This is a genomic window from Nocardiopsis sp. NPDC006139, assembly GCF_040614155.1.
GTDB lineage: Bacteria > Actinomycetota > Actinomycetes > Streptosporangiales > Streptosporangiaceae > Nocardiopsis > Nocardiopsis changdeensis.
This window is the reverse complement of record NZ_JBEXTT010000002.1, coordinates 1-23,034: the sequence shown is the minus strand read 5'-3', so window position 1 is coordinate 23,034 and position 23,034 is coordinate 1. Positions and strand designations below refer to the sequence as shown.

The following is a 23,034-nucleotide window of genomic DNA, read 5'->3' as shown; positions in this document are numbered from 1 at the left end:
ACGTCGCATCCACACCGGTACCGGAGGCCCTCCCGGTTCGTGTCAGGCGGGGCCGGTGTCACCGGCCTCCATGATCAGTACACCTAGCGGGCCAGCGGGGACTCCACCGGCAGCGAGGTGTCCGTGGCCAGGTCCAGCTCCGACGGCGGCAGCCCCGCCGCCACGACCTCCGCGCCCAGGGCGGCGATCATGGCGCCGTTGTCGGTGCACAGCTTGGGCCGGGGCACCCGCAGGGTGATCCCCGCCTCGCGGCAGCGCTGCTCGGCCAGGGCGCGCAGCGCGGAGTTGGCGGCCACGCCGCCGCTGATCACCAGCGTGCTCACCCCGTGCTCCACGCAGGCGTCGACGGCCTTGCGGGTGAGCACGTCCACCACCGCGTCCTGGAACGAGGCGGCGATGTCGGCGACCACCAGCGGCTCGCCGCGGCGGTCGGCGTCCTCCACGTGGCGGGCGACGGCGGTCTTCAGGCCCGAGAACGAGAAGTCGTAGGTGCCGTCCCCCCACTTGCCGCGCGGGAAGCGGATCGACTTGGCGTCGCCCCGCTGCGCCGCCCGGTCGATGGGCGGCCCGCCCGGGTAGGGCAGGTCCAGCAGCCGGGCCACCTTGTCGTAGGCCTCGCCCGCGGCGTCGTCCACGGTGTCGCCCAGCGACACCACGTCGGTGGCCAGGTCGTTGACCAGCAGCAGCGAGGTGTGCCCGCCCGAGACGAGCAGGGCGATGGCGGGCTTGGGCAGCGGCCCGTGCTCCAGCTGGTCCACGGCCACGTGCCCGACCAGGTGGTTGACCCCGTACAGCGGCTTGTCCAGCGCCATCGCGTACGCCTTGGCGGCGGAGACCCCCACCAGCAGCGCCCCGGCCAGGCCGGGCCCCGCGGTGACGGCGATGGCGTCGACGTCGGAGAGCTTCACACCCGCGGAGTCCAGCGCCCGGTGCACGGTGGGCGTCATGGCCTCCAGGTGGGCGCGGCTGGCCACCTCGGGCACCACTCCGCCGAAGCGGACGTGCTGCTCCACGCTGGAGGCCACCGACTCGCCGAGCAGCTCGCAGCCGCGCACGAGGCCGACGCCGGTCTCGTCGCAGGACGTCTCGATGCCCAGGATGAGCGGGAGGTCGTGGTCACTCATGGGTACCCTCCTCGGCGACGCGCCGCATGACCAGGGCGTCGGCCCCGTTGTAGTAGCCGCGCCGGATGCCGATCCGCTCGAATCCGAAGCGGGCGTAGAGCTTCTGGGCGCGCGGGTTGTCCGAGCGCACCTCCAGGAACATGTCGCGCACCCCGCGCCGGGCCGCCTGGTCCAGGAGCTCGGTGAGCAGCGCTCCCCCGATCCCGGTGCCCCAGGCGGACTCGGCCACGGCCATGGTCTGCACGTCCCCCTCGGGCGGGACGAACCGCAGGCCGGCGTAGCCGACCAGGGCGTCGCCGGCGACGGCCACGACGTAGTGGCGGGTCGCGGTCTCCGCGAGCTCCTCGCGCAGCATCCCCTCGCTCCAGGCGTCGGCCGGGAACAGGGCGCGCTCCAGCGCCATGACCGCGTCGACGTCCCCGGCGGCCATGGGCCGCAGGGCCACTCCCGCGGGCGGGGCGGCGCGCACCGCGTCCAGGGCGGTGTCGCGCACCGGTGTCACTTCACCCACTGGCGGACCTTCTTCGGGGCGCCGGGCACCACCGCGTCGGGGCGGCGCAGGTAGAGGGGCTCGGGGGCGGGCAGGGCCTCCCCGGCGTGCAGCCGGCGCAGGGCCAGCTCGGCCAGGGCGGCGGCGTCGGGGTGCACCGGGTCCGGTGCGGCCGCGGCCTCCCCGAACACGTCGGCGTACATCCGGGCGCCGTCGCCGACCAGCGGCAGCCCGCCGGTGTCGAGGTCGGCCGGGCGGTCCACGGCGATCTCGCCCACCCGGGTGAGGCGGTCGTCGTAGCGGGCCCAGAACACCTCCTTGCGGCGGGCGTCGGTCATGGCGACGAACGGCCCGGTGCGCCCGGTGGCGAAGGCCAGCGCGTCCAGGGTGGCCACCCCGTGGCAGGGGACGCCGAGCGCGTCGGCCAGGGCGTGGGCCGTGGCCAGCCCCACGCGCAGGCCGGTGTAGGGGCCGGGGCCGATACCGACGGCGACCGCGTCGAGGTCGGCCAGGGCGATGCCGGCCTCCCCGGCGAGCCGCCGGATGGTCGGGGAGAGCAGTTCGCCGTGGCGGCGGGCGTCCACCGAGGACGCGCTCGCGCGCAGGGTGAAGGCGCCGTCCGCGCCGGACTCGCCGATGGCGGCGGTGACGGCGGGGGTGGCGGTGTCGAAGGCCAGGAGCAGCACCGGTCTAGTCTTCCGTGTTCTCGTCGTCGACGGCGACGGGCAGGGCGACATCCGCCCAGCGCCGGCCGACCGGGGTGAGGTGGACGGTGCGGCTGTCGTCGGCGTGGCGCTCGATCCGGATCTCCAGCCGGTCGTCGGACAGCCCCTCGGCGACACCCTCGCCCCACTCCACGACGGTGACGGAGTCGGGGAGGGTCATGTCGAGGTCGATGTCGTCGATCTCGTCGGGTCCGCCCAGCCGGTAGGCGTCCACGTGGACCAGGGAGGGGCCGCCCACCAGCGAGGGGTGGACGCGGGAGATGACGAAGGTCGGGGAGGTGACCGAGCCGCGCACGCCCAGCCCCCGGCCCAGGCCCTGGGTGAGGGTGGTCTTGCCCGCGCCGAGCGGGCCGGACAGGATCAGCAGGTCCCCCGGCCGGCTGAGGCCGGCCAGGGCGCGGCCCAGGGCGCGCATGGCGCCGTCGGTGGCGGCGGTGACCGCGGTGGACGCGTTCGCTGTGGTCGTCACGTCTGTCATCGGACTCGCAAGGCTGTGTGTCGGTAAGGTTCGGGCGGTGGCCGACCGGGGTCGTGGCACGACCGTCGGGTGTGTCCCCTTCACCCCAGGTTAGGCGGGGCGGCGGGGGCGCGCGGCCGGTTGCGGACGATCGGCGGGGGTCGCGGCCGCCACACCCGCGGCCGGGGCCGCGCCCGCGCCCGCGGGCGGCCCGCAGGCCCGGTCGCCGCGGCTCAGGCCCCGCCGACGTACTCGCGCGGGACCCGGACGCCGACCCGGGTGACGATCTCGTACGGGATGGTGTCCAGGACCCCGGCCCAGTCCTGGGCGCTCGGCGCGCCCGGGTGGACGTCCGGGTCGCCGAACAGCACCGCGTACTCGCCGGCGGCCACCTCGTCGTCGCCCACGTCGACAACGAACTGGTCCATGCACACTGTTCCCGCGATGACGCGCTCGCGTCCGCCCAGGAGCACCGGCCCCCTGTTGGTGGCGGCCCGGGGCACGCCGTCGGCGTAGCCCAGGGGCACCAGGGCGAGGGTGGTCTCGCGGTCGGTCACGTAGCGGTGGCCGTAGGAGACGCCGCTGCCGGCCGGCACCCGCTTGGTGAGGGCGACGCGGGCACGCAGGGTCATCGCGGGCCGCAATCCGGGCACAACCAAATCCGGGATCGGGGACAGCCCGTAACTCGCGATACCGCCGCGCACCAGATCGAAGTGCGCCTCGGGCAGGGTGAGCAGCGCCGCCGAGTTGGCGATGTGGCGCACCTCGGGGGTCAGGCCGACCTTGTCGGCGGTCTCCAGGGCGTCGTGGAACACGGAGAGCTGGGCGGCGATCGAGGGGTGCCCGGGCTCGTCCGCGCAGGCGAAGTGCGACCAGATCCCGCTCACCTTGAGGTGGCCGGCCTCCTCGGCGCGCGCGGCGGCCTCCACCAGGGCGCCCCATTCGGAGTGGCCGATGCCGCCCCGGTTCAGGCCGGTGTCGATCTTGAGCTGCACCCGCGCGGTGCGGCCCAGGCGGCGGGCCGCCCCGAGGACGGCCTCCAGCACCGCGGCGTCGCTGACGCCCAGGTCGATGCCGTTCTCGACGGCCTCGCCCACGGGTTCGCCGGGCGGGATGATCCAGGCCAGCACGGGCGCGGTGATCCCGGCCGCGCGCAGCCCGAGCGCCTCGCGGATGAACGCGGTGCCCAGCCAGGTGGCCCCGCCCGCCAGCAGCGCGCGGGCGGCGGGCAGCATGCCGTGCCCGTAGCCGTCGGCCTTGACCACGCCCATGAGCGCGGCCCCGCCGGCGCGCTCGCGGAGCAGCCGTGCGTTGTGGGCGATCGCGTCCAGGTCGACGCGGGCGTGCGCGAAGTGAGCCATACCCCCAGTGTTCCACGTGTGGGTTACCTGCGCGGGGCTTCGGGTATGTGGGCTGTGACCGAGTTCGGACGTATCCGGATGTATACGGAGTGCGACGATACTCGAGGCCGTATCTGGGGGTAACGGCATGAGCGAGTTCGCAGCTGAACGACCCGTCAACGCGGTCCGCCTGTGGTCCGGCGGCCTGGCGACGGCGGTGGTGGCCGCACTGGTCGTCCTGGTGGGCACCCTGTTCTTCAGGGGTGCCCTGGGGATCCCGGTGCTGGCCCCGGAGGAGGCCGGCTACCTCGGTGACGCCGGGACCGCGGCCTACGCCTTCATGGCGGGGGTCGCGGCCCTGGCGGCCACGGCCCTGATGCACCTGTTGCTGGTGGCGGCGCCGCGCGCCCGCGCCTTCTTCGTGTGGATCATCGGCCTGATCACCGCCATAGCGGTGGTCACCCCCTTCACCCAGGGGGTGGAGGGCGCCAGCCCCACCGCCACCGCCGTGATCAACCTGATCACGGGTGTGGCCATCGCCGTCCTGGTGAACAGCGTGGCGCGGACCGCCGTGGTCCGCGGCGGGCGGCCGGCCCGAGAGAAGCCGGTCCTGCACCAGGAGGGCATCCTGCCCGAGGTCCGCGAGCCCCGTCGGGAACCGACCGAGCCCCGGGGGGAACCGCGAGGTCTGTGACTCCCTGACCCAGGGTCATGACGCGAGAGGAGGGGGGCGGAGCCGAACGGCTCCGCCCCCCTCCCCCGTGTCCGCCCGTGTCCGCGCCTTCCCCGTCCGGGCCCGGCGGAGTCCGGGAACCCCGCGCGGGCGCGGATCCGCCCGCGCCTCCCCCGCCCGGGCCGGGCTCTCAGGCGGTCCCGGCGATGAGGCGGTCGGCGTGCTCCGGGCTCAGGCAGTGCTCGATGACCAGCACGGCGGCGCCGATCTCGCCCGCGCTCTCGGCGGCCACCGACGACACGATGCTGAGGTGCTCGGTGGCCAGCGGCAGCGACCGCTGGTAGATGACCTCGCGCACCCCGGCCAGCAGGTGGTCCCCGGCCAGGGCCAGCGCCCCGCCGATGACGATCACCGAGGGGTTGAACATGTTGACGGACGCGGCCAGCACCTCGCCGATGTCGCGGCCGGCCTGGCGCAGGGCGCGCAGCGCCGGAACGGACCCGTTGCGGGCCAGCTCCACCACGTCGCGCGCGCTGTGGGCGGGCACGCCCTCGGCGGTGAGGGCCTCGGCCAGGGCGGCCCCGCTGGCGACGGCCTCCAGGCAGCCGGTGTTGCCGCAGCGGCAGGGCTTGTCCGCGCCGCTGGGGACGTGGATGTGCCCCATGTCGCCGGCCGCGCCCTGGGCGCCCCGGTAGACGCGCCCCTCGCTGACGATGCCGCAGCCGATGCCGGTGGCGACCTTGACGAACATCAGGTGGCTGGCGTCGGGCCAGGCGGTGTGGTGCTCGCCGATCGCCATGATGTTCACGTCGTTGTCCACCAGCACCGGGACGGCCAGCCGCTCCCCCACGTAGCCGGGCACGTCGAAGCCGTCCCAGCCGGGCATGATCGGCGGGTTCACGGCCCGGCCGGTGGAGTGCTGGACGGGGCCGGGCAGGCCGATGCCCAGGCCCAGCAGCTCGGAGACGTCGCGGCCGGCGCCGGCGAGCAGCCCGCGGCCGTGCTCCACCACCCAGTCCAGGACGTGTTCGGGCCCCAGGGCGATGTCCAGGTCGGCGCGGGCCTCGGCGATGACCTCGGCCGCCATGTCGGTGAGGGCCAGCCGCGCGTGGGTGGCGCCCAGGTCCGCGGCGAGGACGACCCGCGCCCGGGGCCGGAACGAGAACGTGGTGGGCGGTCGGCCGCCGGTGGAGACGGCCTCGCCCGCCGGGCCGATGAGGCCGCTGGCGAGGAGCGCGTCCACCCGCTGGGTGACGGTGGACCGGGCCAGGCCGGTGGCCCCGGCCAGCTCGGACCGGGTGCGGGGGCGGCCGTCGCGCAGCAGCCGGAGCAGGGTCCCCGCCCCGGGCGCGGTCGTGGTGGGAGCGGCCCGGAGTCCGTGGGCCGGCGGGCCGGTCAGCGCATCTTCCGTCATGGGACAAGTCAAGCACAGGATCTATTGACCGCCTCGAAAGGACCTATTGCGGTCACGTTTCTCAACTTATGCTTGACCGTCGACAGAAGTCCGGCGTACGGTGCGAGCATGTCAGTGAGTAAGGTCACAAGCATCGGCAGCGGGTCCGATGTCGGGGAGGCCCCGCCCAACGCCTACCGGGCCGCCGTGATCGGCACCGGGTTCATGGGCCGGGTCCACAGCCACGCCGTCCGCGCCAACGGGGGCGCGGTCGTCGGGGTGGCGGGCTCCTCCCCCGCGAAGGCCGAGGCCTTCCGCTCCGCCAACGGCGTCGGCCGCGCCCACGCCGACGCCCTGGACCTGATCCGCAGCGACGACGTGGACGTGGTGCACGTGTGCGTCCCCAACCACCTCCACGCGCCCCTGACCCTCGCGGCCCTGGCCGCCGGCAAACACGTGGTGTGCGAGAAGCCCCTGGCCATCGACGCCGCGACCGCCGCGGAGATGACCGCGGCCGCCGAGGACGCCGGGCTGGTCGCCGTCGTCCCCTTCGCCTACCGCTTCCACCCCATGGTCCGCGAGGCCCGGGCGCTGGTCGCCGCGGGCGCCGTCGGCAGGGTCGGCCTGGCCCACGGCGGCTACCTCCAGGACTGGCTGCTGTACCCGCAGGAGGACAACTGGCGGGTGGACCCGCGGATCGGCGGCCCCACCCGGGCGTTCGGGGACATCGGCTCGCACTGGTGCGACATGCTGGAGTTCGTCACCGGCGACCGGATCGCCTCCGTCAGCGCCCAGACCGGCCGGCTCAACGACGTCCGCGACGGGCGGCCGGTGGACACCGAGGACCTGGTCACCCTCCAGTTCGCGACCGCCGGCGGGGCCGTGGGCGGCGCGGTCATCAGCCAGGTCTCCCCCGGCCGCAAGAACAGCCTGGTGCTGGAGGTCTCCGGCACCGAGGGCTCGCTGCGCTTCGACCAGGAGCGCCCCGAGACCCTGTGGGCGGGCGGGCGCGGGCGCACCGGGATCATCTCCCGGGACGACCCGGACCTGAGCGCCGACGCCGCCCGGCTCACCGCCGTCCCCGTCGGCCACCCGCAGGGCTACCAGGACTGCTTCAACGCCCTGGTCGCCGACACCGCCGACGCCGTCGCCGGGGGCTCCCCCGAGGGCCTGCCGGTCTTCGCCGACGGGCTGCGCGCGGCGGTCATCGCCGAGGCCGTGCTGCTCTCGGCCCGCGAGCGCCGCTGGGTCGACGTCACCGAGGTGGACCGGGGATGAGCACCGCACCCCCCGCAGAGCCGGTGGTCCGCATGAGCGGCATCACCAAGTCGTTCCTGGGCGTCCGCGTCCTGCACGGCGTCGACCTGGAGCTGTACCCGGGGCAGGTGCACGCCCTGGTGGGCGAGAACGGCGCCGGGAAGTCGACCCTGATGAAGGTCCTGGCCGGGGTCCACCCGGCCGACGGGGGCACCGTCGAACTGGACGGCCGCCCCGTCTCCTTCGAGCACCCGGTCCAGGCGCAGCGGGCCGGCGTGGCCACGGTGTTCCAGGAGTTCAACCTGCTCCCGGAGCGCACCGTCGCCGAGAACGTGTTCCTGGGCCGGGAGATCCGGGGCCGGTTCGGCGCCGTGGACGCCCGCGCCATGGAACGCGCCACCGCCGCCCTGCTCGCCGACCTGGACTTGGAGGGCATCGAGCCCTGGGCCCGGGTCCGGTCCCTGTCGGTGGCCCAGCAGCAGGTGGTGGAGATCGTCAAGGCGCTCTCGCACGACGCCCGCGTCATCTCCATGGACGAGCCGACCGCCGCGCTGGCCGAGAGCGAGGTGGAGGTGCTCTACCGGATCATCGCCCGCCTGCTCGAACGCGGTGTGGCGGTGCTGTACGTCTCCCACCGCATGCGGGAGATCTTCGACCTGGCGACCCGGATCACCGTCCTGAAGGACGGTCGCCTCGTCGACACCGTGGACGCCGCCGGGACCCGCCCGGCCGACCTGGTCCGCATGATGGTGGGCCGCCCGGTGTCGGCGGTCTTCCCCGAGCACCTGGAACCGTCCGGGGACCGCCACGGCGACGTGCGCCTGGAGGTGTCCGGCGGCGGCAACACCCAGCTGGACGACATCTCCTTCCAGGTGCGCGGCGGCGAGATCGTGGGCCTGGCCGGGCTCCAGGGCAGCGGGCGCACCGAGATCGCGCACGCCCTGTTCGGGATCGAACGCTTCACCCGGGGCGAGGTCCGGGTGGACGGGCGCCGGGTGGACCCGCGCTCGCCGCGGACCGCGATCCGGGCGGGCCTGGTGCTGGTGAGCGAGGACCGCAAGACCCAGGGCCTGGCCCTGAACCAGTCGGTCCTGGCCAACGCCCGGCTGGTCCTGGACGCGGTGTGGCCGTTCGGCTCGGGCGCCCGGGCCGCCCGCCTGCCGGGGGTGCTCTCCTCCCTGGAGCTGGTGGCGCGCGGCGGCAACGCCCAGGAGGTCCGCTACCTCTCCGGCGGCAACCAGCAGAAGGTCGTGCTGGCCAAGTGGCTGGCGACCGAGCCCGGCGTGATGGTGCTGGACGAGCCCACGCGGGGCATCGACGTCGGCGCCAAGCAGGCCGTCTACCGGCTGATGCGGGAGCTGGCGGCGCAGGGCGTGGCCATCGTCCTCATCTCCTCCGAGCTGCCCGAGCTGATCGGGATGTCGGACCGCCTCGTCGTCCTGGCCGACGGCCGGGTGGCGGGCGGGCTGCCCGGCGGCTCCGGCGAGGAGGAGGTCATGGCGCTGGCCACCGGCTCCGCCGCCGAACCCGCCGGCCCCGGGGTCGAGGACCCGCGGATCACCGCAGCGGCGGCCGGACACCCCGACGACCACAGCCACGAGGAGGCCGCACCGTGAGCGCTCCCCCCGCCTCCCCGCAGTCCGCGGTCCGCGCCCTGTGGGCCCGCACCGGCACCACCGGCCTGGTCTACCTGGCCCTGGTCCTGCTGCTGGTGCTCAGCACCCTCTACGTCGCGTCCCGGGGCGAGAACCTCTTCACCACGGCCAACACCGTGGACCTGTTCACCCGCAGCAGCCTGCTCGGGTTCCTCGCCATCGGCCAGACCCTGGTCATCCTGTGCCGCTCCCTGGACCTGTCGGTCGGGTACGTGGCGGCCCTGTCCACCGTGGTCGCGGCCACCGTCATGGCGGGCGACCCGGCCCGCGTCCCCCTGGGCATCGCCGCCACCCTGGGCCTGGCGGCGCTGATCGGCCTGGCCAACGGCACCATCGTGACGTGGCTGCGGGTCAACCCGTTCATCGCCACCCTGGGCACGGGGCTCATCATCAAGGGGTACCTGGACACCAACTTCCAGGGCCCGGCGGGGGCGATCCCCGCCGCGTTCCAGGCCTTCGGCTACACCCGCATCGGGGTGTTCCCGGTGTCCACCCTGGTCATGCTGGCCCTGGCCGCGGCGGCGGTGGTGTTCCTGCACCGCACCCGCACCGGCTATCACATGTACGCGGTGGGCGGCGACGCCGAGGTGGCGCGCCTGTCCGGTGTCCGCGACCGGATCCCCGTCATCACCGCGCACGTCCTGTGCTCGGTGACCGCCGGGATGGCCGGGCTGCTGCTGGCCTCGCGCTTCGGCACCGGCAGCGCCCTGGTCTACAACAACGGCTACGAACTGGAGGCCATCGCCGCGGTGGTGCTCGGCGGGACCTACCTGCTGGGCGGGCGCGGCGGCGTGGCCGGGACCATCGCCGGGGTGTTCATCCTGGCCACCCTCGACACCGTGTTCAACGTGCTGGCGGTGGACCCGTTCGTCAAGGACGTGCTGCGCGGCGTCATCGTCATCACCGCCGTCGCCATCTACGCCCGCGGCCGGCTGTCCCGGTCCGCGGTGCGGGTGCGCTTCCCCTCCGGCGGCCCGCCGCCACCCGCTCCCCCGCCCGACCCGGGCGGCGCCCCGGCCCCCGTCACCTCCGGCACCGAAGGAGGCGGACGATGACCGAGACGCCCGCCCGGCGCTCCGCCCCCCTCGCCCTGCTGTCCTCGCTGGGACGGGGCGGCACCGCCACGGTGCTCCTGATCCTGGTGCTGATCTTCGTGGTCATCGCCACCCGGAACCCGTCCTTCTTCGAGGGCCCGCCGCTCATGGCCTTCGCCAAGAAGGCGGCGCCCCTCGTCATCCTGGCCGTGGGCCAGTACCTGGTCATCGTGTCCGGGGAGTTCGACCTGTCGGTCGGTTCCCTGGTCGGCGCCCAGGTGGTCATCGCGGCCCGGCTCATCGACGGCGAGGAGGGCATGACCCTGCCCGTCATCGGCCTCATGCTCGCCTTCGGCCTGCTGGTGGGCCTGGTCAACGGGCTGGTCACGACGCTCCTCAGGGTGCCGTCGATCATCGCCACCCTGGGCATGATGCTCGTCCTGTTCGGCGCGGTCCGGTTCTGGACCGGGGGCGCGCCCACCGGCTCCCTGTCGGAGGCGTTCCGCGTCCCCGGCCGGGGCGGGATCGAGGGCGTGCCGTTCCTGGGGCAGCTGCCCTGGGCGGTGCTCATCGCCCTGGCGCTGACCGTCTGCGCCGTGCTCCTCATGCGCTCCCCGTTCGGCCGCTCCCTGATGGCGACCGGCGACAACGACGTCGCCGCCGCCTACGCCGGGGTGCGGGTGCAGCGGGTGCGCACCCTGGCCTTCGTCGGCTCCGCCCTCATGGCGACCGTCGCGGCGATCCTCATCGGCGGGTTCGCCGGGGTCACCGCGCAGGTCGGCCAGGGGCTGGAGTTCACCGCCATCACCGCCGTGGTGCTGGGCGGGGTGGTCCTGGGCGGCGGCCGCGGGACGGTCGTGGCCGCCGCCCTGGGCGCCCTCACCGTCGAAGCCCTGTTCACCCTCTTCAACCAGCTCTACCTGCCCTCGACCATCCAGCCTTCGGTGCAGGGGCTCATCATCATCGCCGCGGTGGCCTACGCCGCCCGCCGGGGCGATCTGCGACCGCCGGGGCGCCCGCGCCGGCGACCGGACCACGAACCCGAGCGCGAGCCCGGGACCCCCAGGAGGTAACCATGCGCATCTCACGCATGCTGCTCGCCGGCACCGCCGGCCTGACACTGATGCTCTCGGCGTGTACCACCGACGCGCCCGACGAGGCCGCGCCGGGAGGTGAGGGCGGCGCCGGGATGACGCCGGACGCGGAGTGGTTCGACGAGGCCGAGTACGAGGCCCAGCTCGCCCAGCGGGAGATCACGCCGGAGGGCTCGCCCGACGAGCCCTGGCTCCAGGCGATCGAGCCGGAGTGGACGGACACCTCGGAGTTCGTCCACGACTCCCCCGAGGACGCCACCGTCTGCTTCTCCAACGCCTCGGTCTCCAACCCCTGGCGCGTCACCGGCTTCATCACCATGGAGCAGCAGGTGGAGGCGCTCCAGGAGGAGGGCCGGATCGGCGAGTTCCGGGTGTCGGACGCCGCCGACGACGACAACCAGCAGATCTCCGACATCCAGGCCTTCGTGGACTCGGGCGACTGCGACGCCATCATCATCTCGCCGTCCACCACGGCCACGCTGACCCCGGCGGTGGAGACCGCGTGCGAGAGCGGCGTCCCGGTCATCGTGTTCGACCGCGGCGTCAACACCGACTGCATGGTGACGTTCATCCACCCGATCGGCGGCTACGCCTACGGCGCCGACGCCGCCGAGTTCCTGGTGGAGAACCTGGAGCCGGGCTCCCGGGTGCTGGCACTGCGCATCCTGCCGGGTGTGGACGTGCTGGAGCACCGCTGGGCGGCCGCCCAGCAGATCTTCGGCGAGAGCGAGCTGGAGGTGCTCGGCTTCGAGTTCACCGAGGGCGACGGCGCCAAGATCAAGGACCTGGTCTCCCAGCACCTGCAGCGCGGCGAGGTCGACGGCATCTGGATGGACGCCGGCGACGGCGCCGTGGCCGCCCTGGAGGCGTTCGAGGACGCCGGCCGGCCGTACCCGGTGATCTCCGGTGAGGACGAGCTGAGCTTCATGCGCAAGTGGGACGAGGAGGGGCTGACCGCGATCGCGCCGGTGTACTCCAACTTCCAGTGGCGCACCCCGGTGCTGGCCGCCGCCATGATCCTGGGCGGCGAGGAGGTGCCCTCCGAGTGGATCCTGCCGCAGGAGCCCATCCGCCAGGGCGAGCTCCAGGACTACCTGGACCGCAACGCCGACATGCCGTCGCTGCACTACGCCAAGTTCGGCGGGGAGGACCTGCCCGGGTTCCCCGAGGCCTGGACCGACCGGTAGGAGGAGGGGCGGATGCGCGCGCTGGGGGTCAACACCTGGGTGTGGACGTCACCGCTGACCGGGGCCGATCTGGAAGTGATCGCCCCACGGGTGGCGGCCTGGGGGTTCGACGTGATCGAGCTGCCCGTGGAGGACGTCGGCGACTGGGACCCCGGCCGCGCGCGGGACCTGGTGAGCGGGCTGGGTCTGGAGCCCCGCGTCGTACTGGTCATGGGCCCGGGTCGGGAGCTGGTCGCGACCGACCCGGGCACCCGGCGGGCGACACAGGACTACCTGCGCCGGGTCGTGGACGCGGCGGCGGCGGTCGGGTCGCCCGTCGCCGCCGGCCCCGCCTACGCGTCGGTGGGCCGCACCTGGCGGATGTCCACCGCGGAGCGGGCGTCCCTCGCGGCCGAGCTGACCGAGGCCCTGGCCCCGGTCGTGGAGCACGCCGCGCAGGCGGGCGTCCGGCTGGCGGTGGAGCCCCTCAACCGCTACGAGACGAGCGTCCTCAACACCGTCGACCAGGGCCTGGAGCTGCTCGCGGACCTGCCGTCGGAGCACTGCGGCCTGGCCCTGGACGTGTACCACATGAACATCGAGGAGCGGGACGTCCCGGCGGCGATCCTGCGGGCCGGCGACCGGGTCGCCCACGTGCAGGTATGCGCGAACGACCGGGGCGCCCCCGGGGCCGACCACCTGGACTGGCCCGGGATCGCCGCCTCACTGGACACGATCAGGTACACAGGCCCCCTGGTCATCGAATCCTTCACCGCGGAGAATGCCACCATCGCCACCGCGGCCTCCATCTGGCGGCCGCTGGCGGCGACACAGGACGCGATCGCCGTCGACGGGCTGGCGTTCCTGAGGTCCCTCCCGAGTGGAAGGTGAGGAGTGGTGGGACCCGGGGCGCGGTCCGCACCCGGCCGTGCACGCACAGCGGGCGGGCGGGCGACGCGTCCGGCACGGCACACCACCACCCCGCTCGGTGCCGCGCTGGCCGGAGAGCGCCGCCGGGAGCAGGGTGACTCCCATCCGCTAGGAGACGTCACCATGCCCGCCGACCACCCCAACCCCCCGACCCTGGAGGACTCCGGACCGCAGCCCCCGGAGGACCTGCCCGAACCCTCCCGCACCACTCCGCTGACCTGGTGGCTCACCATCGGCGCGATGGCCGTCGTGATGGCGCTGATCGCCGCGCTCGTCCTGTCCGGCGGGCGCGAGGAGCCCGGCGGCGCCGACGCCGACGCCGTGGCCGCGCTCGCCGAGGACGCGACCGCCGCCGGGGAGACCCTGTCCCCGGTCGTCGAGGAGATGGAGGAGTGGCTGCCCACCGACGGCTCCCACCCGCCGCTGGACGTGGTGGACGCCGCGACCGTGCACGGCTGGCGGACCGCCGCCCACGAGGCCGCCACCGGCCTGGCCGTGCGGGAAGGCGCGGACCCGGTCCGCACCGGCCTGATCTCGTCGGCGTCGCTGCTGGTCGTGGCCGCCGACACCTACTCCAAGGCCGCGCTGGTGGAGGACGAGGACCTGCGCATGGACCTGCTGCACGTGGCGATGGACGTGCGCAACGAGGCCGTCGTCGGCTGGTCGGCCGCGGCCTCGCACCTGGACGAGGCCGCGGTCGCCGCCGGGCTGGGCCACGTCCACGTCCACCTGCCCGCCTCCCCCGACCTGGGGGCGCTGGAGCCCGACGGCACCGCCGGGACCCGGGTCGAGCAAGAGAACCACCACTGACGAACGAACACCGGCCCCGGCCCCGAGCCGGGGCCCACCGACGAAAGGCCCGACCATGACACGACCGGTCACCCTCTTCACCGGGCAGTGGGCCGACCTGCCCTTCGAGGAGATCTGCTCCCTGGCGTCCTCCTGGGGCTACGACGGGCTGGAACTGGCCTGTTGGGGCGACCACCTCGACGTCACCCGCGCCGCCGCCGACGACGACTACGTGCGCGACCGCCTCGACACCCTCGAGCGGCACGGCCTGGGGCTGTGGGCGATCTCCAACCACCTGCTCGGCCAGGCGGTCTGCGACGACCCCATCGACCAGCGGCACAAGGACATCCTGCCGTCCCGGGTGTGGGGCGACGGCGACCCCGAGGGCGTGCGGCGGCGCGCCGCCGAGGAGATGAAGACGACCGCGCGGGCCGCGGCCCGGCTGGGGGTGTCCACGGTGGTGGGCTTCACCGGGTCGGCGATCTGGAAGTACGTGGCGATGTTCCCGCCGGTGGGCGAGGACGTCATCGAGGCCGGGTACCGGGACTTCGCCGACCGGTGGAACCCGATCCTGGACGTGTTCGACGAGGTGGGGGTGCGGTTCGCGCACGAGGTGCACCCCTCCGAGATCGCCTACGACTACTGGTCGACGCGGGCGGCGCTGGAGGCGGTGGGGAACCGGGAGGCGTTCGGCCTGAACTGGGACCCCAGCCACATGGTGTGGCAGGACATCGACCCGGCGGGGTTCCTGTGGGACTTCCGGGACCGGATCTACCACGTGGACTGCAAGGACACCCGCAGGCGGACCGGCAACGGCCGCAACGGGCGGCTGGGCTCGCACCTGCCGTGGGGCGACCCGCGGCGCGGCTGGGACTTCGTGTCCACCGGCCACGGCGACGTGCCCTGGGAGGACTGCTTCCGCGTCCTGAACTCCATCGGCTACACCGGGCCGATCTCGGTGGAGTGGGAGGACGCGGGGATGGACCGGCTGGTCGGCGCGGCCGAGGCGGTGGAGTTCGTCCGCTCCCACGCCTACGACCCTCCGCAGGCGTCGTTCGACTCGGCGTTCGGCTCCGACTGAGCCCCTGCTCCCCGGGCCGGCGGCCGCGGATCACATCATCGGGGCGATGACCACCCGGTATCCGCGGCCGTCGGCCACGACGTCGCGCCGGAAGTCGTTGACCCGGTTGACCGAGTCCTGCACCGCGCGGCCGCTGAACGCCGCCGGGTCGGCGGCGGGCAGGCGGGCCAGGACGGCGCGGACGGCCTCGTCGACGGAGAGCACCGTCTCCCGGTGCTCCAGGACGATGCGCGCGCCGTCGAGGCGGCTGATGGCGATCCGGAACATGGCCGGTTCTCCTCGGGCAGGGGGCGGCTGTGGGAGAGCGGGGTCTTCCCCGATTGTCCCCCATCGCCCGGGCCGGAGCGGCGCGCGGGACCGGAGGGCACGGCCGCCCCGGCCCGGCGTCAGACCTCCAGGGTCTCCTCGATGTTCTTGAGGCGGTGCCGGGCCAGGGCGAGGTTGCCCCGGGCCCGGTCCAGCGCCAGGTAGAGGAACAGCCCCTGTCCCTTGCGGCCGGCGAGCGGGCGGATGACGTGGTACTGCCCGGACAGGGTGATGAGGATGTCCTCGATGGCGTCGTTGAGGCCGAGCTGGTCCATGGTCCGCATCTTGGCCCGGACCACTTCGGTGTTGCCCGCCGCGGCGACGGTGAGGTCGAGCGTGTTGGTGGAGGCGAGGGTGCCCAGCGCCATCCCGCTGCCGTAGTCGACGACGGCGGCGCCCACCGCCCCGTCGATCTCCATCATCTCTTTGAGGCCGGATTCGATGTTCGGCATGTCCTTCTCTTTCCTGTGGTCGGTTCGGTCGGTTCGGCGCTGCCGTCCCCGGTCGGCGATCCAGCGGCGCAGCCCGTGGACCGCGCGGCGCGGGGAGGCCCCACCGGTCACGCGGTCACCGCCCGGTCGGGTCCGTCCGCCGACAGGGTGCGCAGCGCGGCGAGGACGCGCTCCAGGACCCCGCGGTCCACGGGGACGGCCTGCCGGGGCCGGGGGAGGCCGCCCGGGTCCGGCAGCGGGGGCCGGTCCCGGCGGGGCGCGGGCGGCCGGGCGGTGCGGGCGAGGCGGCGCAGGTCCCGCAGGGCGGAGCCGAGGCTCCCCCCGTCCGGGGACACCCGTACCCGCACCCGCAGGCACAGGTCCGCGGACTCCGCCAGGACGGCGGCCAGGACGTGGTGGCGGGCGTCGGAGACGACGACGTCCTCCATGTCCTGGCCCGCGCACAGCGGTCCCGCGTGCACGGCCCGCAGGATCTCCACCACGTCCTCGGGGCGGTCCTCGTCTCCGACGTGGACGAGGGTCCGCCCGCTCCGCCAGTCGACGAGGTGGACACTGCGCACCCCGGGCGTCCGGAGCAGGTCCCTCATCTGTCGGTCGATCGCACGCACATCGGTCCTCCGTGGAGACGGGTCGGGCGGTCCGCGGCGGACGGGGCAGCGGGCCGCCCTTGTACGGACAAGGACGACAATAGGGTGATGCGGCCGATTCCGCTGGCTTTTCAGAAATCCGTTGAATAGTGCCTGATAAGAAGGCCGGGCACTCGGCGCGAACCCGGGAACGAATGCCCGATTTCACACAGGAACGGCACGAATAAAACGGCGATCGCCCGTGATATCACGGGCGATCGCCTTTACCGCCTTATGGGTTCTTCGGGCCCTAGGACCCGGCGTCCGGGCCGACGGGCCGGGTCAGAGCCAGTCGACGCCGTAGCCCTCCAGGTCGTAGCGGGCCGCGACGATGTCCAGCCTCCCGGACTCGACGAACGGCGCCAGCTCCGGGTCCGCGCGCAGCAGGCCGGCGACGTGCCGGGCGTTGGCGCGCACGCAGGCGTCGACGAAGTCGCCCCCGTCGTCGGGGGTGGAGTCGACGACCTCCAGGATCTGCTCCACGAGGTAGCCGACGTGGCCGTGCGGGAGCTCTCCGGTGCGGTGGGCCTCCACCGCGGCGCCCACCGCGCCGCAGGAGGAGTGGCCCTGGACGACGATGAGCGGGACCGCCAGGTGTTCGACGGCGTAGACGATGCTGCCGAGCACCGAGGAGTCCAGGACCTCGCCGGCGGAGCGGACGGTGAACAGGTCGCCCAGACCCCGGTCGAAGACCAGTTCCGGTGCGACCCGCGAGTCGGCGCAGCCGAGGATGAGGGCGAAGGGGCTCTGCCCCTGGGCGACCTCGATCCGGCGGCGGCGCCCCTCGTGGGGGTGGACGGAGGCGAACCGGCGCCAGCGCCGGTTGCCCTCCTTGAGCAGACGCAGGGCGTCGGCGGCCCCTCCCTCGAAAGGGGCTCCGGAGTCGGCCAACGCGGACGAGGGAACCGCGGCGGCCAGGGCGGCTCCCGCACCGCCGACCAGGGAGGCGCGCAGGGCGTGACGACGTGAAATGGCCATGGGGAGTCTCGTTCTTCTTCGCTTCGAGGCGGATCACGCCTCCGGTCAAAGAAAGCGAACAAAAACTACGCTTCTACCAAAAGGGACACAAGACACTTAACGGATTCTTGACGCCGCCCCCGCACCCGCTCCCCACGGGCACCGCCCCGCCCGTTCCGGCGAAGGGGGCCCGGCCGCCGACCGCCGCGATCCCCTCACCTCTACCGATGCGCCCCGATCCGCCGTAGACTCCCACCGACCGATCGTTCAGTAACCGACCCCCTCGTGTGACGGCCACGACACGCGGTCCATGACCGGACGACCGGCACGCGACCGGCCGGCGACACGAGGTAGATTCGACAACCGTGCCCCGAACCAGCCCTGGCGAGTCCGCGCCCCCGCGCTCCGGGAGGCGCCGCTCCGGACGCCCCGGACACGACGCCGACTCCGTCCTGCACGTGGCGGCCCGCGTCTTCAACGAGCGCGGCTACGACGGGACCAGCATGGAGGACCTGGCGCGCGCCCTGGGCGTCACCAAGTCCGCGATCTACCACCACGTCTCCAGCAAGACCGAGCTGCTGCGCCGGTCGCTGGACCTGGCCATGGACGCCCTGTTCGCGGTCACCCGCGAGGAGGCCTCGGTCACCGGCCCGGCCGTGGACCGGCTCGACCACGTCCTGCGCGGCAGCGTCCGCGTGCTGGTGGAGCTGCTCCCGCACGTCACGCTGCTCCTGAGGGTGCGCGGCAACACCGAGGTGGAGAAGCACGCCCTGGAGCGGCGGCGCGAGTTCGACCACCTGGTCGCCGACCTGGTCCGTGAGGGCATCGTCGCCGGGGACATCCGCGACGACGTGGACCCGGCGGTGGCCGCACGGCTGCTGTTCGGCATGGTCAACTCGATCGTGGAGTGGTACAAGCCCGACCGAGGGCTGTCGGCGGAGGAGGTGGCCGACACCCTCGCCACCATCGCCTTCCAGGGGCTGCGCCGCCCGCCGCACGCCTCCTGACCCGGGGCCGGTGATACCGGTCACGGAGGTCACGGTCACCGCCGGTCACACCCCCTTCGGGCTCGCGGTTCCCCATGCGACCAAAGTCCCGAAAGCAGAGAAGCGTAATACTTCCAGCTTTCTTGCTGCATATCCGTTTTCTATGCTTTTCCAGCCGGGAAAATCGCACAGTCGGGACGGAACAGCGTGGTCGAGCACTTCACCTACGGACCGTGGACTCCGGGGATCGCCTACGCGGTGTCGGTCATCGGCTCCTTCATCGGCCTGATGGCGGCCGCGCGGTCGCGCGCCGCCACCCGCCGCTTCGCCCGCCTGCAGTGGCTGGCCATGAGCGCGGTCTGCCTGGGCGGCACCGCCGTGTGGTCCATGCACTTCATCGCGATGATGGGCTTCCGGGTCACGGGCACCGCCATCCGCTACGACACCGTCCTGACCCTGGCCAGCGGCGCCATCGCCATCCTGGTCATGGGCGTGGCGCTGTACCTGACCATCCGCCGCGGGACCACCGGCTGGCTGCTGCTCAGCGGCGCCATCGCCGGCTCCGGGATCGTCGCCATGCACTACATCGGCATGGCCTCGATGAACATGAACGGCGACCTGCACCACGACCCGGTGTTCGTCGCCGCCGCCGCGGCGATCGCCCTGGCCGCCGCGACCGCCGCCCTGTGGTTCGCCCGGCGCGTGGACGGCCTGCCCGCCATCACCGTGGCCTCGCTGCTCATGGGCGTCGCCGTCTCCTGCATGCACTACACCGGCATGTTCGGGATGAGCGCCACCGTGCACACCGGGGACCACCTGTCCACCCCGGCCGGGGCCACCTCCTCGGACCTGCTGCTGCCGCTCGTGGTAGGCCTGTTCGTCCTCCTGCTGGTGTGCAGCCTCTTCCTCATGCTGGGCGTGGAGGACGCGCCCCGGCGCCCCGCGCCCGCCCCGGCCCCGCAGGAGCGGAAGGACGCGAGCGGAGAGTACTCCCCCCGTCACGTTTTCGACCCGAACCGGGACCGCACCCGATAACCCGCATTCGGACATCGGGAACAGTGCGCGGGAAAACACACTCACACCGGTGACACTCCGCATCGGGTGATGTGTATTCCGCACATCCCCTGGCTTTTCATGAATTCCATCTTTATGATCCGTAGCTCACGCCCAATGTGACTTAGGTCATGGAAAGTGGAGTTCCGTGTTCGACGATGTCTTCGGCCAGGACTGGCTGACCCCCGCCATCGCGTTCACCGTCTCGGTGATCGGCTCCTTCCTCGGGCTCTCCTTCGCCTACCGGGCCCGCCGCGCCGCCGGGCTCGCCCGGTGGCACTGGACGTTCCTGGCCGCCCTGGCCCTGGGCGGCATGGCCGTGTGGTCCATGCACTTCATCGCGATGATGGGCTTCCGCCTCTCGGGTACCGCCATCCGCTACGACACGCTGCTCACCCTCCTCAGCGGCGCCATCGCCATCGTGGTCATGGGCGGCGCGCTCGCCCTGAGCCTGCGCAGGCGGAGCACCCCCTGGCTGCTGCTCAGCGGCCTGCTGCTGGGGATCGGCGTGATCGCCATGCACTACACCGGCGTCGCCTCGATGAACGTCCACGGCGACCTGCACCTGGACCCCGTGTACGTGGCCGCGTCCTGTGCCATCGCCGTCGTCGCGGCCACCGTCGCCCTGTGGTTCGCCACCCGGGTCAAGGGGCTGGGCGCCAACGCCGGCGCCTCCGTGCTGATGGGCGCGGCCGTCACCTCGATGCACTACACCGGGATGGCGGGTGTGCACCACGAGGCGCCCGAGTTCACCCGCTACGGCGCCCCCGAGGGCTCCACCGTGCCCGACCTGCTGCTGCCGATGATCGTGGTGCTCTTCGTGTTCCTGCTCGTCTGCAGCCTCTTCCTCCTCCTGGGGGTCGAGGAGGAGCGCACCGACTACAGCCGCCGCCCCGTGCACGCCGCCGCCGCGCCCCCGGACGACGTGGTCCGCCCCGGCGACGCCGGGTACAGCCCGCGCCACGCCTCGGCCCGCCCCGTCGCGCAGGCGGTGGGCGAGCCGCGCCGTGCGGCCGACGACGTGTGGACGCGCCGCCGCTGACCCCGCCGGAAAACCATTGGCCCCCGCGGGCCCGCCGAGTGTAGTTTCGTCGGGTCCGCGTGCGCCCGCCGCGGAACGACCCGGAGAGGAGGACGCGCCATGCCTGTGACCGTCCTTGCCTGTGAGCCCCACCTCCCGACGTTCCGCGAGCCCTGAGCGCACCCGACCACTCCCGGGTGCCCGGCTCGCCTTCTTCCCGAAAGAAAGAGCCGTACCGTGAACACCCGTGTCACCGACACACCTCCGCATCCGCTGACGGCGCTGGGCTGGAACCCGCGCGTCGCGGCCGCCTTCGACTCCGCCTCCCACGGCTCGGAGCACCTCCTGGTGCCCGGGCGCGTGAGCGCCGCCCGCCGCGGCGGCTCCGTGGTCCGCGTCCCGGGGGGCGAGGTCCCCGCCGACCACTCCCCCGCCGTCCTCAAGGACACGCGGACCGACCCCACCCTGGCCCCGTGCACCGGCGACTGGGTCGCCCTGCGCCGCTCGGGTGACGCCTGGCTGGTGGAGGCCGTGCTGGAGCGCTCCGGCACACTCGTCCGCCAGGGCATCGCCAAGGACTCCTACGACCAGGTCCTCGCCGCCAACGTGGACCGCGTCCTCATCTGCGAGGCGGCCGACCAGGGGCCCAACGTGGGCCGCCTGGAGCGGTTCCTCAGCCTGGTCTGGGCCGGCGGCGCCGAGCCGGTCGTCGCCGTCACCAAGGCCGAGCTGGCCGGGGACCGGCTGCCCGAGGTCGTCGAACTCGTGCGTTCGGTCTCCCCCGGGATCGAGGTCCACGTGGTCAGCGCGCACACCGGCCAGGGCCTGGACGCCCTCGCCGAGCGGATGGCCCCCGGCTCCACCTGGGTGCTGCTGGGCACCTCGGGCGCGGGCAAGTCCAGCCTGGTCAACGCCGTCGCCGGACAGGAGCTCATGGACACCGGCGCGATCCGCGGCGACAAGCGGGGGCGGCACACCACCACCCACCGGCAGCTGCTGGTCCTGCCCCGGGGGGCGGTCGTCCTGGACATCCCCGGGGTGCGCCGCATCGACGTCCCCGGCGAGGCCGAGGGCGTGGACCGGACCTTCGCCGACGTCACCGAGCTGGCCGAGCAGTGCCGGTTCCGGGACTGCGTCCACGAGACCGAGCCCGGGTGCGCGGTCCGCGCCGCCATCGACGAGGGCGAGCTGGACCTGAGCCGCCTGGAGCGGTGGAACCGGCTGCGCCGCGAGTCGGAACGCAACCGGGCCCGGGGCGACGCGCGGCTGCGCTCCGAGCAGACGCGCGTGTGGAAGGCCCGCGCCAAGGAGGGCCGCGAGCGCGGCCGCCTCAAGCGGGGCGGGCGCTGACGGCGGCGGGCGCCTCCCCTCGGGGGGAGGCGCCCGCACGCGCGGCCCGGGGGCTCAGAACCCGAACGCCCGCTTGGCGTTGCCCGCGATGGTCGCGGCGAGCTCGTCCTCGTCCAGGCCCTTGACCTGCGCGAGCGTCCGCAGCGTGTGCGGGATGAGGTAGGGCGCGTTGGGACGGCCCCGGTACGGCTTGGGGGTCAGGAACGGCGCGTCCGTCTCCACCAGCATCAGCTCCGCCGGGGCCGCCTGCGCGGCTTCGCGCAGCGGCTCCGCGCTGGCGAACGTCACGTTGCCCGCGAAGCTCATGAAGTAGCCCAGGTCCGCGCAGCGGCGGGCCATGGCCGCGTCGCCGGAGAAGCAGTGGAACACCACCGTGTGCGGGGCGCCCTCCTCCTCCAGCACGCGGAACACGTCCTCGTGCGCCTCCCGGTCGTGGATCATCAGGGCCTTGCCGTGCCGCTTGGCGACGGCGATGTGCCCGCGGAACGACTCCTCCTGGGCGCGCGCCCCCTCGGGGCCGGTGCGGAAGGTGTCCATGCCGGTCTCGCCGACCGCCACCACCTGCGGCCGCGCGGCCAGGGCGTCGATCTCGGCCAGCTGCTTGCGGAGGGCCTCGAAACCACCGGGCTCGCGGGTCTTGCCCGCCCAGTCGGTGTCGTCCACCTCCACACCGTCCGCGCCGTCCCCGTGCACGACGCGCGGCGCCTCGTTGGGGTGCAGGGCGACCGCCGCCCACACCTTCCCGGGGTTGGCGGCCGCGACGTCCACCGCCCAGCGCGACGACGGCAGGTCGACGCCCACCTGGAGCAGCGGGGTCACCCCGACCGCCTCGGCGGCGGCGATGATCTCGGCGACCTCCGGGGTCTGCATGTCCATGTGGGTGTGGCTGTCGGCCACCGGGACCCGCAGCGGATCCGGCGCCGGAGGCGGCGTCTGCGCGTTGCGCGCCTCGACGGCCTTCCCCGACCGCTTGCCCATGTTCTTCCCTCCGCGACGAGCCGCGGGGGGGGGGGGGGCGGGGGGGGGGGGGGGGGTGGGGTTTTTTTTTTTTTGGGTTTTGGGCCGCGCCCCGCCC

Annotated in this window: 24 protein-coding genes; 13 read left to right on the top strand and 11 right to left on the bottom strand. The window is 73.7% G+C overall.

Going from position 1 to position 23,034, the window contains the following annotated elements:
• Positions 1-83: 83 nt before the first annotated feature.
• From tsaD to alr, 5 genes are all read right to left on the bottom strand, one after another.
• Complete coding sequence (tsaD, locus tag ABZ249_RS02235; RefSeq protein ID WP_355256116.1) at positions 84-1,124, bottom strand: tRNA (adenosine(37)-N6)-threonylcarbamoyltransferase complex transferase subunit TsaD; 1,041 nt, start codon at positions 1,122-1,124, stop codon at positions 84-86.
• Positions 1,117-1,554, bottom strand: a complete 438-nt coding sequence (rimI, locus tag ABZ249_RS02230) for a ribosomal protein S18-alanine N-acetyltransferase (protein ID WP_220565523.1) — start codon at positions 1,552-1,554, stop codon at positions 1,117-1,119. Before rimI ends, tsaD begins: the two co-directional genes overlap by 8 nt.
• Before the next feature lie 68 nt (positions 1,555-1,622).
• Positions 1,623-2,300: a tRNA (adenosine(37)-N6)-threonylcarbamoyltransferase complex dimerization subunit type 1 TsaB gene (gene tsaB / locus ABZ249_RS02225; protein WP_355256113.1), complete on the bottom strand. Its 678-nt coding sequence runs from the start codon at positions 2,298-2,300 to the stop codon at positions 1,623-1,625.
• Positions 2,301-2,304: 4 nt separating this feature from the next.
• Positions 2,305-2,817 (bottom strand): tRNA (adenosine(37)-N6)-threonylcarbamoyltransferase complex ATPase subunit type 1 TsaE, encoded by a 513-nt coding sequence (tsaE, locus tag ABZ249_RS02220; protein WP_355256110.1) that lies wholly within the window; start codon positions 2,815-2,817, stop codon positions 2,305-2,307.
• 212 nt (positions 2,818-3,029) lie between these two features.
• Positions 3,030-4,157, bottom strand: a complete 1,128-nt coding sequence (gene alr / locus ABZ249_RS02215) for an alanine racemase (RefSeq protein ID WP_355256107.1) — start codon at positions 4,155-4,157, stop codon at positions 3,030-3,032.
• A 127-nt stretch (positions 4,158-4,284) separates the two neighbouring features.
• Here alr and ABZ249_RS02210 point away from each other — a divergent pair, with 127 nt between their 5' ends.
• Positions 4,285-4,830 (top strand): DUF6069 family protein, encoded by a 546-nt coding sequence (locus ABZ249_RS02210; protein ID WP_220564828.1) that lies wholly within the window; start codon positions 4,285-4,287, stop codon positions 4,828-4,830.
• 169 nt (positions 4,831-4,999) lie between these two features.
• On the opposite strand, the gene ABZ249_RS02205 is transcribed toward ABZ249_RS02210, so the two are convergent.
• On the bottom strand, positions 5,000-6,223 hold the full coding sequence (locus tag ABZ249_RS02205; RefSeq protein ID WP_355256103.1) for an ROK family transcriptional regulator: 1,224 nt from the start codon (positions 6,221-6,223) through the stop codon (positions 5,000-5,002).
• Between the two features lie 114 nt (positions 6,224-6,337).
• Between ABZ249_RS02205 and ABZ249_RS02200 the strand changes: the two genes are divergently transcribed.
• The 8 genes from ABZ249_RS02200 to ABZ249_RS02165 all read left to right on the top strand — a co-directional run bounded on the left by ABZ249_RS02200 (position 6,338) and on the right by ABZ249_RS02165 (position 15,208).
• Positions 6,338-7,480, top strand: coding sequence for a Gfo/Idh/MocA family oxidoreductase (locus tag ABZ249_RS02200; protein ID WP_355257050.1), 1,143 nt, complete (start codon positions 6,338-6,340; stop codon positions 7,478-7,480).
• Positions 7,477-9,075: a sugar ABC transporter ATP-binding protein gene (locus ABZ249_RS02195; protein WP_355256100.1), complete on the top strand. Its 1,599-nt coding sequence runs from the start codon at positions 7,477-7,479 to the stop codon at positions 9,073-9,075. Before ABZ249_RS02200 ends, ABZ249_RS02195 begins: the two co-directional genes overlap by 4 nt.
• Positions 9,072-10,169, top strand: a complete 1,098-nt coding sequence (locus ABZ249_RS02190) for an ABC transporter permease (RefSeq protein WP_355256097.1) — start codon at positions 9,072-9,074, stop codon at positions 10,167-10,169. The genes ABZ249_RS02195 and ABZ249_RS02190 overlap by 4 nt, the downstream gene beginning before the upstream one ends.
• Positions 10,166-11,221: an ABC transporter permease gene (locus tag ABZ249_RS02185; protein WP_355256094.1), complete on the top strand. Its 1,056-nt coding sequence runs from the start codon at positions 10,166-10,168 to the stop codon at positions 11,219-11,221. Before ABZ249_RS02190 ends, ABZ249_RS02185 begins: the two co-directional genes overlap by 4 nt.
• 2 nt (positions 11,222-11,223) lie before the next feature.
• On the top strand, positions 11,224-12,429 hold the full coding sequence (locus ABZ249_RS02180; protein WP_355256091.1) for a substrate-binding domain-containing protein: 1,206 nt from the start codon (positions 11,224-11,226) through the stop codon (positions 12,427-12,429).
• Between the two features lie 12 nt (positions 12,430-12,441).
• On the top strand, positions 12,442-13,299 hold the full coding sequence (locus ABZ249_RS02175) for a sugar phosphate isomerase/epimerase (protein ID WP_355256088.1): 858 nt from the start codon (positions 12,442-12,444) through the stop codon (positions 13,297-13,299).
• 162 nt (positions 13,300-13,461) lie between these two features.
• The gene (locus tag ABZ249_RS02170; RefSeq protein WP_355256085.1) at positions 13,462-14,148 is read left to right on the top strand and encodes a hypothetical protein; all 687 of its coding nucleotides are present in this window, start codon (positions 13,462-13,464) and stop codon (positions 14,146-14,148) included.
• Between the two features lie 55 nt (positions 14,149-14,203).
• Positions 14,204-15,208, top strand: coding sequence for a sugar phosphate isomerase/epimerase family protein (locus ABZ249_RS02165; protein ID WP_355256082.1), 1,005 nt, complete (start codon positions 14,204-14,206; stop codon positions 15,206-15,208).
• 30 nt (positions 15,209-15,238) lie between these two features.
• Here the strand turns inward: ABZ249_RS02165 and ABZ249_RS02160 are convergent, their stop codons facing one another.
• The 4 genes from ABZ249_RS02160 to ABZ249_RS02145 all read right to left on the bottom strand — a co-directional run bounded on the left by ABZ249_RS02160 (position 15,239) and on the right by ABZ249_RS02145 (position 17,570).
• Positions 15,239-15,475 (bottom strand): hypothetical protein, encoded by a 237-nt coding sequence (locus ABZ249_RS02160; RefSeq protein WP_220564819.1) that lies wholly within the window; start codon positions 15,473-15,475, stop codon positions 15,239-15,241.
• 119 nt (positions 15,476-15,594) lie between these two features.
• Positions 15,595-15,966, bottom strand: coding sequence for a hypothetical protein (locus tag ABZ249_RS02155; protein WP_355256079.1), 372 nt, complete (start codon positions 15,964-15,966; stop codon positions 15,595-15,597).
• A 107-nt stretch (positions 15,967-16,073) separates the two neighbouring features.
• The gene (locus ABZ249_RS02150) at positions 16,074-16,553 is read right to left on the bottom strand and encodes a hypothetical protein (RefSeq protein WP_355256076.1); all 480 of its coding nucleotides are present in this window, start codon (positions 16,551-16,553) and stop codon (positions 16,074-16,076) included.
• 321 nt (positions 16,554-16,874) lie between these two features.
• Positions 16,875-17,570: a carbonic anhydrase gene (locus ABZ249_RS02145; RefSeq protein WP_355256073.1), complete on the bottom strand. Its 696-nt coding sequence runs from the start codon at positions 17,568-17,570 to the stop codon at positions 16,875-16,877.
• Positions 17,571-18,007: 437 nt separating this feature from the next.
• Between ABZ249_RS02145 and ABZ249_RS02140 the strand changes: the two genes are divergently transcribed.
• The 4 genes from ABZ249_RS02140 to rsgA all read left to right on the top strand — a co-directional run bounded on the left by ABZ249_RS02140 (position 18,008) and on the right by rsgA (position 21,959).
• Complete coding sequence (locus ABZ249_RS02140; protein WP_220565521.1) at positions 18,008-18,556, top strand: TetR/AcrR family transcriptional regulator; 549 nt, start codon at positions 18,008-18,010, stop codon at positions 18,554-18,556.
• A gap of 186 nt (positions 18,557-18,742) precedes the next feature.
• On the top strand, positions 18,743-19,570 hold the full coding sequence (locus tag ABZ249_RS02135) for an MHYT domain-containing protein (protein ID WP_355256070.1): 828 nt from the start codon (positions 18,743-18,745) through the stop codon (positions 19,568-19,570).
• 166 nt (positions 19,571-19,736) lie between these two features.
• Positions 19,737-20,630, top strand: coding sequence for an MHYT domain-containing protein (locus ABZ249_RS02130; RefSeq protein WP_355256067.1), 894 nt, complete (start codon positions 19,737-19,739; stop codon positions 20,628-20,630).
• A gap of 216 nt (positions 20,631-20,846) precedes the next feature.
• The gene (gene rsgA / locus ABZ249_RS02125; RefSeq protein WP_355256064.1) at positions 20,847-21,959 is read left to right on the top strand and encodes a ribosome small subunit-dependent GTPase A; all 1,113 of its coding nucleotides are present in this window, start codon (positions 20,847-20,849) and stop codon (positions 21,957-21,959) included.
• Between the two features lie 54 nt (positions 21,960-22,013).
• Here rsgA and ABZ249_RS02120 read toward each other — a convergent pair whose 3' ends face one another.
• Positions 22,014-22,937 (bottom strand): TatD family hydrolase, encoded by a 924-nt coding sequence (locus ABZ249_RS02120; protein WP_355256061.1) that lies wholly within the window; start codon positions 22,935-22,937, stop codon positions 22,014-22,016.
• Positions 22,938-23,034: the final 97 nt, after the last annotated feature.

Excerpts from the sequence above, each read along its gene's own strand:
- ABZ249_RS02195 (WP_355256100.1), top strand. The coding sequence starts at position 7,477 with ATGAGCACCGCACCCCCCGCAGAGCCGGTGGTCCGCATGAGCGGCATC.
- ABZ249_RS02170 (WP_355256085.1), top strand. The coding sequence starts at position 13,462 with ATGCCCGCCGACCACCCCAACCCCCCGACCCTGGAGGACTCCGGACCG.
- rimI (WP_220565523.1), bottom strand. The coding sequence starts at position 1,554 with ATGGCCGCCGGGGACGTCGACGCGGTCATGGCGCTGGAGCGCGCCCTG.
- ABZ249_RS02155 (WP_355256079.1), bottom strand. The coding sequence starts at position 15,966 with ATGCCGAACATCGAATCCGGCCTCAAAGAGATGATGGAGATCGACGGG.
- ABZ249_RS02205 (WP_355256103.1), bottom strand. The coding sequence starts at position 6,223 with ATGACGGAAGATGCGCTGACCGGCCCGCCGGCCCACGGACTCCGGGCC.
- ABZ249_RS02160 (WP_220564819.1), bottom strand. The coding sequence starts at position 15,475 with ATGTTCCGGATCGCCATCAGCCGCCTCGACGGCGCGCGCATCGTCCTG.
- ABZ249_RS02175 (WP_355256088.1), top strand. The coding sequence starts at position 12,442 with ATGCGCGCGCTGGGGGTCAACACCTGGGTGTGGACGTCACCGCTGACC.
- ABZ249_RS02165 (WP_355256082.1), top strand. The coding sequence starts at position 14,204 with ATGACACGACCGGTCACCCTCTTCACCGGGCAGTGGGCCGACCTGCCC.
- ABZ249_RS02145 (WP_355256073.1), bottom strand. The coding sequence starts at position 17,570 with ATGGCCATTTCACGTCGTCACGCCCTGCGCGCCTCCCTGGTCGGCGGT.
- ABZ249_RS02120 (WP_355256061.1), bottom strand. The coding sequence starts at position 22,937 with ATGGGCAAGCGGTCGGGGAAGGCCGTCGAGGCGCGCAACGCGCAGACG.
- ABZ249_RS02185 (WP_355256094.1), top strand. The coding sequence starts at position 10,166 with ATGACCGAGACGCCCGCCCGGCGCTCCGCCCCCCTCGCCCTGCTGTCC.
- alr (WP_355256107.1), bottom strand. The coding sequence starts at position 4,157 with ATGGCTCACTTCGCGCACGCCCGCGTCGACCTGGACGCGATCGCCCAC.
- ABZ249_RS02210 (WP_220564828.1), top strand. The coding sequence starts at position 4,285 with ATGAGCGAGTTCGCAGCTGAACGACCCGTCAACGCGGTCCGCCTGTGG.
- tsaE (WP_355256110.1), bottom strand. The coding sequence starts at position 2,817 with ATGACAGACGTGACGACCACAGCGAACGCGTCCACCGCGGTCACCGCC.
- tsaD (WP_355256116.1), bottom strand. The coding sequence starts at position 1,124 with ATGAGTGACCACGACCTCCCGCTCATCCTGGGCATCGAGACGTCCTGC.
- ABZ249_RS02180 (WP_355256091.1), top strand. The coding sequence starts at position 11,224 with ATGCGCATCTCACGCATGCTGCTCGCCGGCACCGCCGGCCTGACACTG.
- ABZ249_RS02150 (WP_355256076.1), bottom strand. The coding sequence starts at position 16,553 with ATGAGGGACCTGCTCCGGACGCCCGGGGTGCGCAGTGTCCACCTCGTC.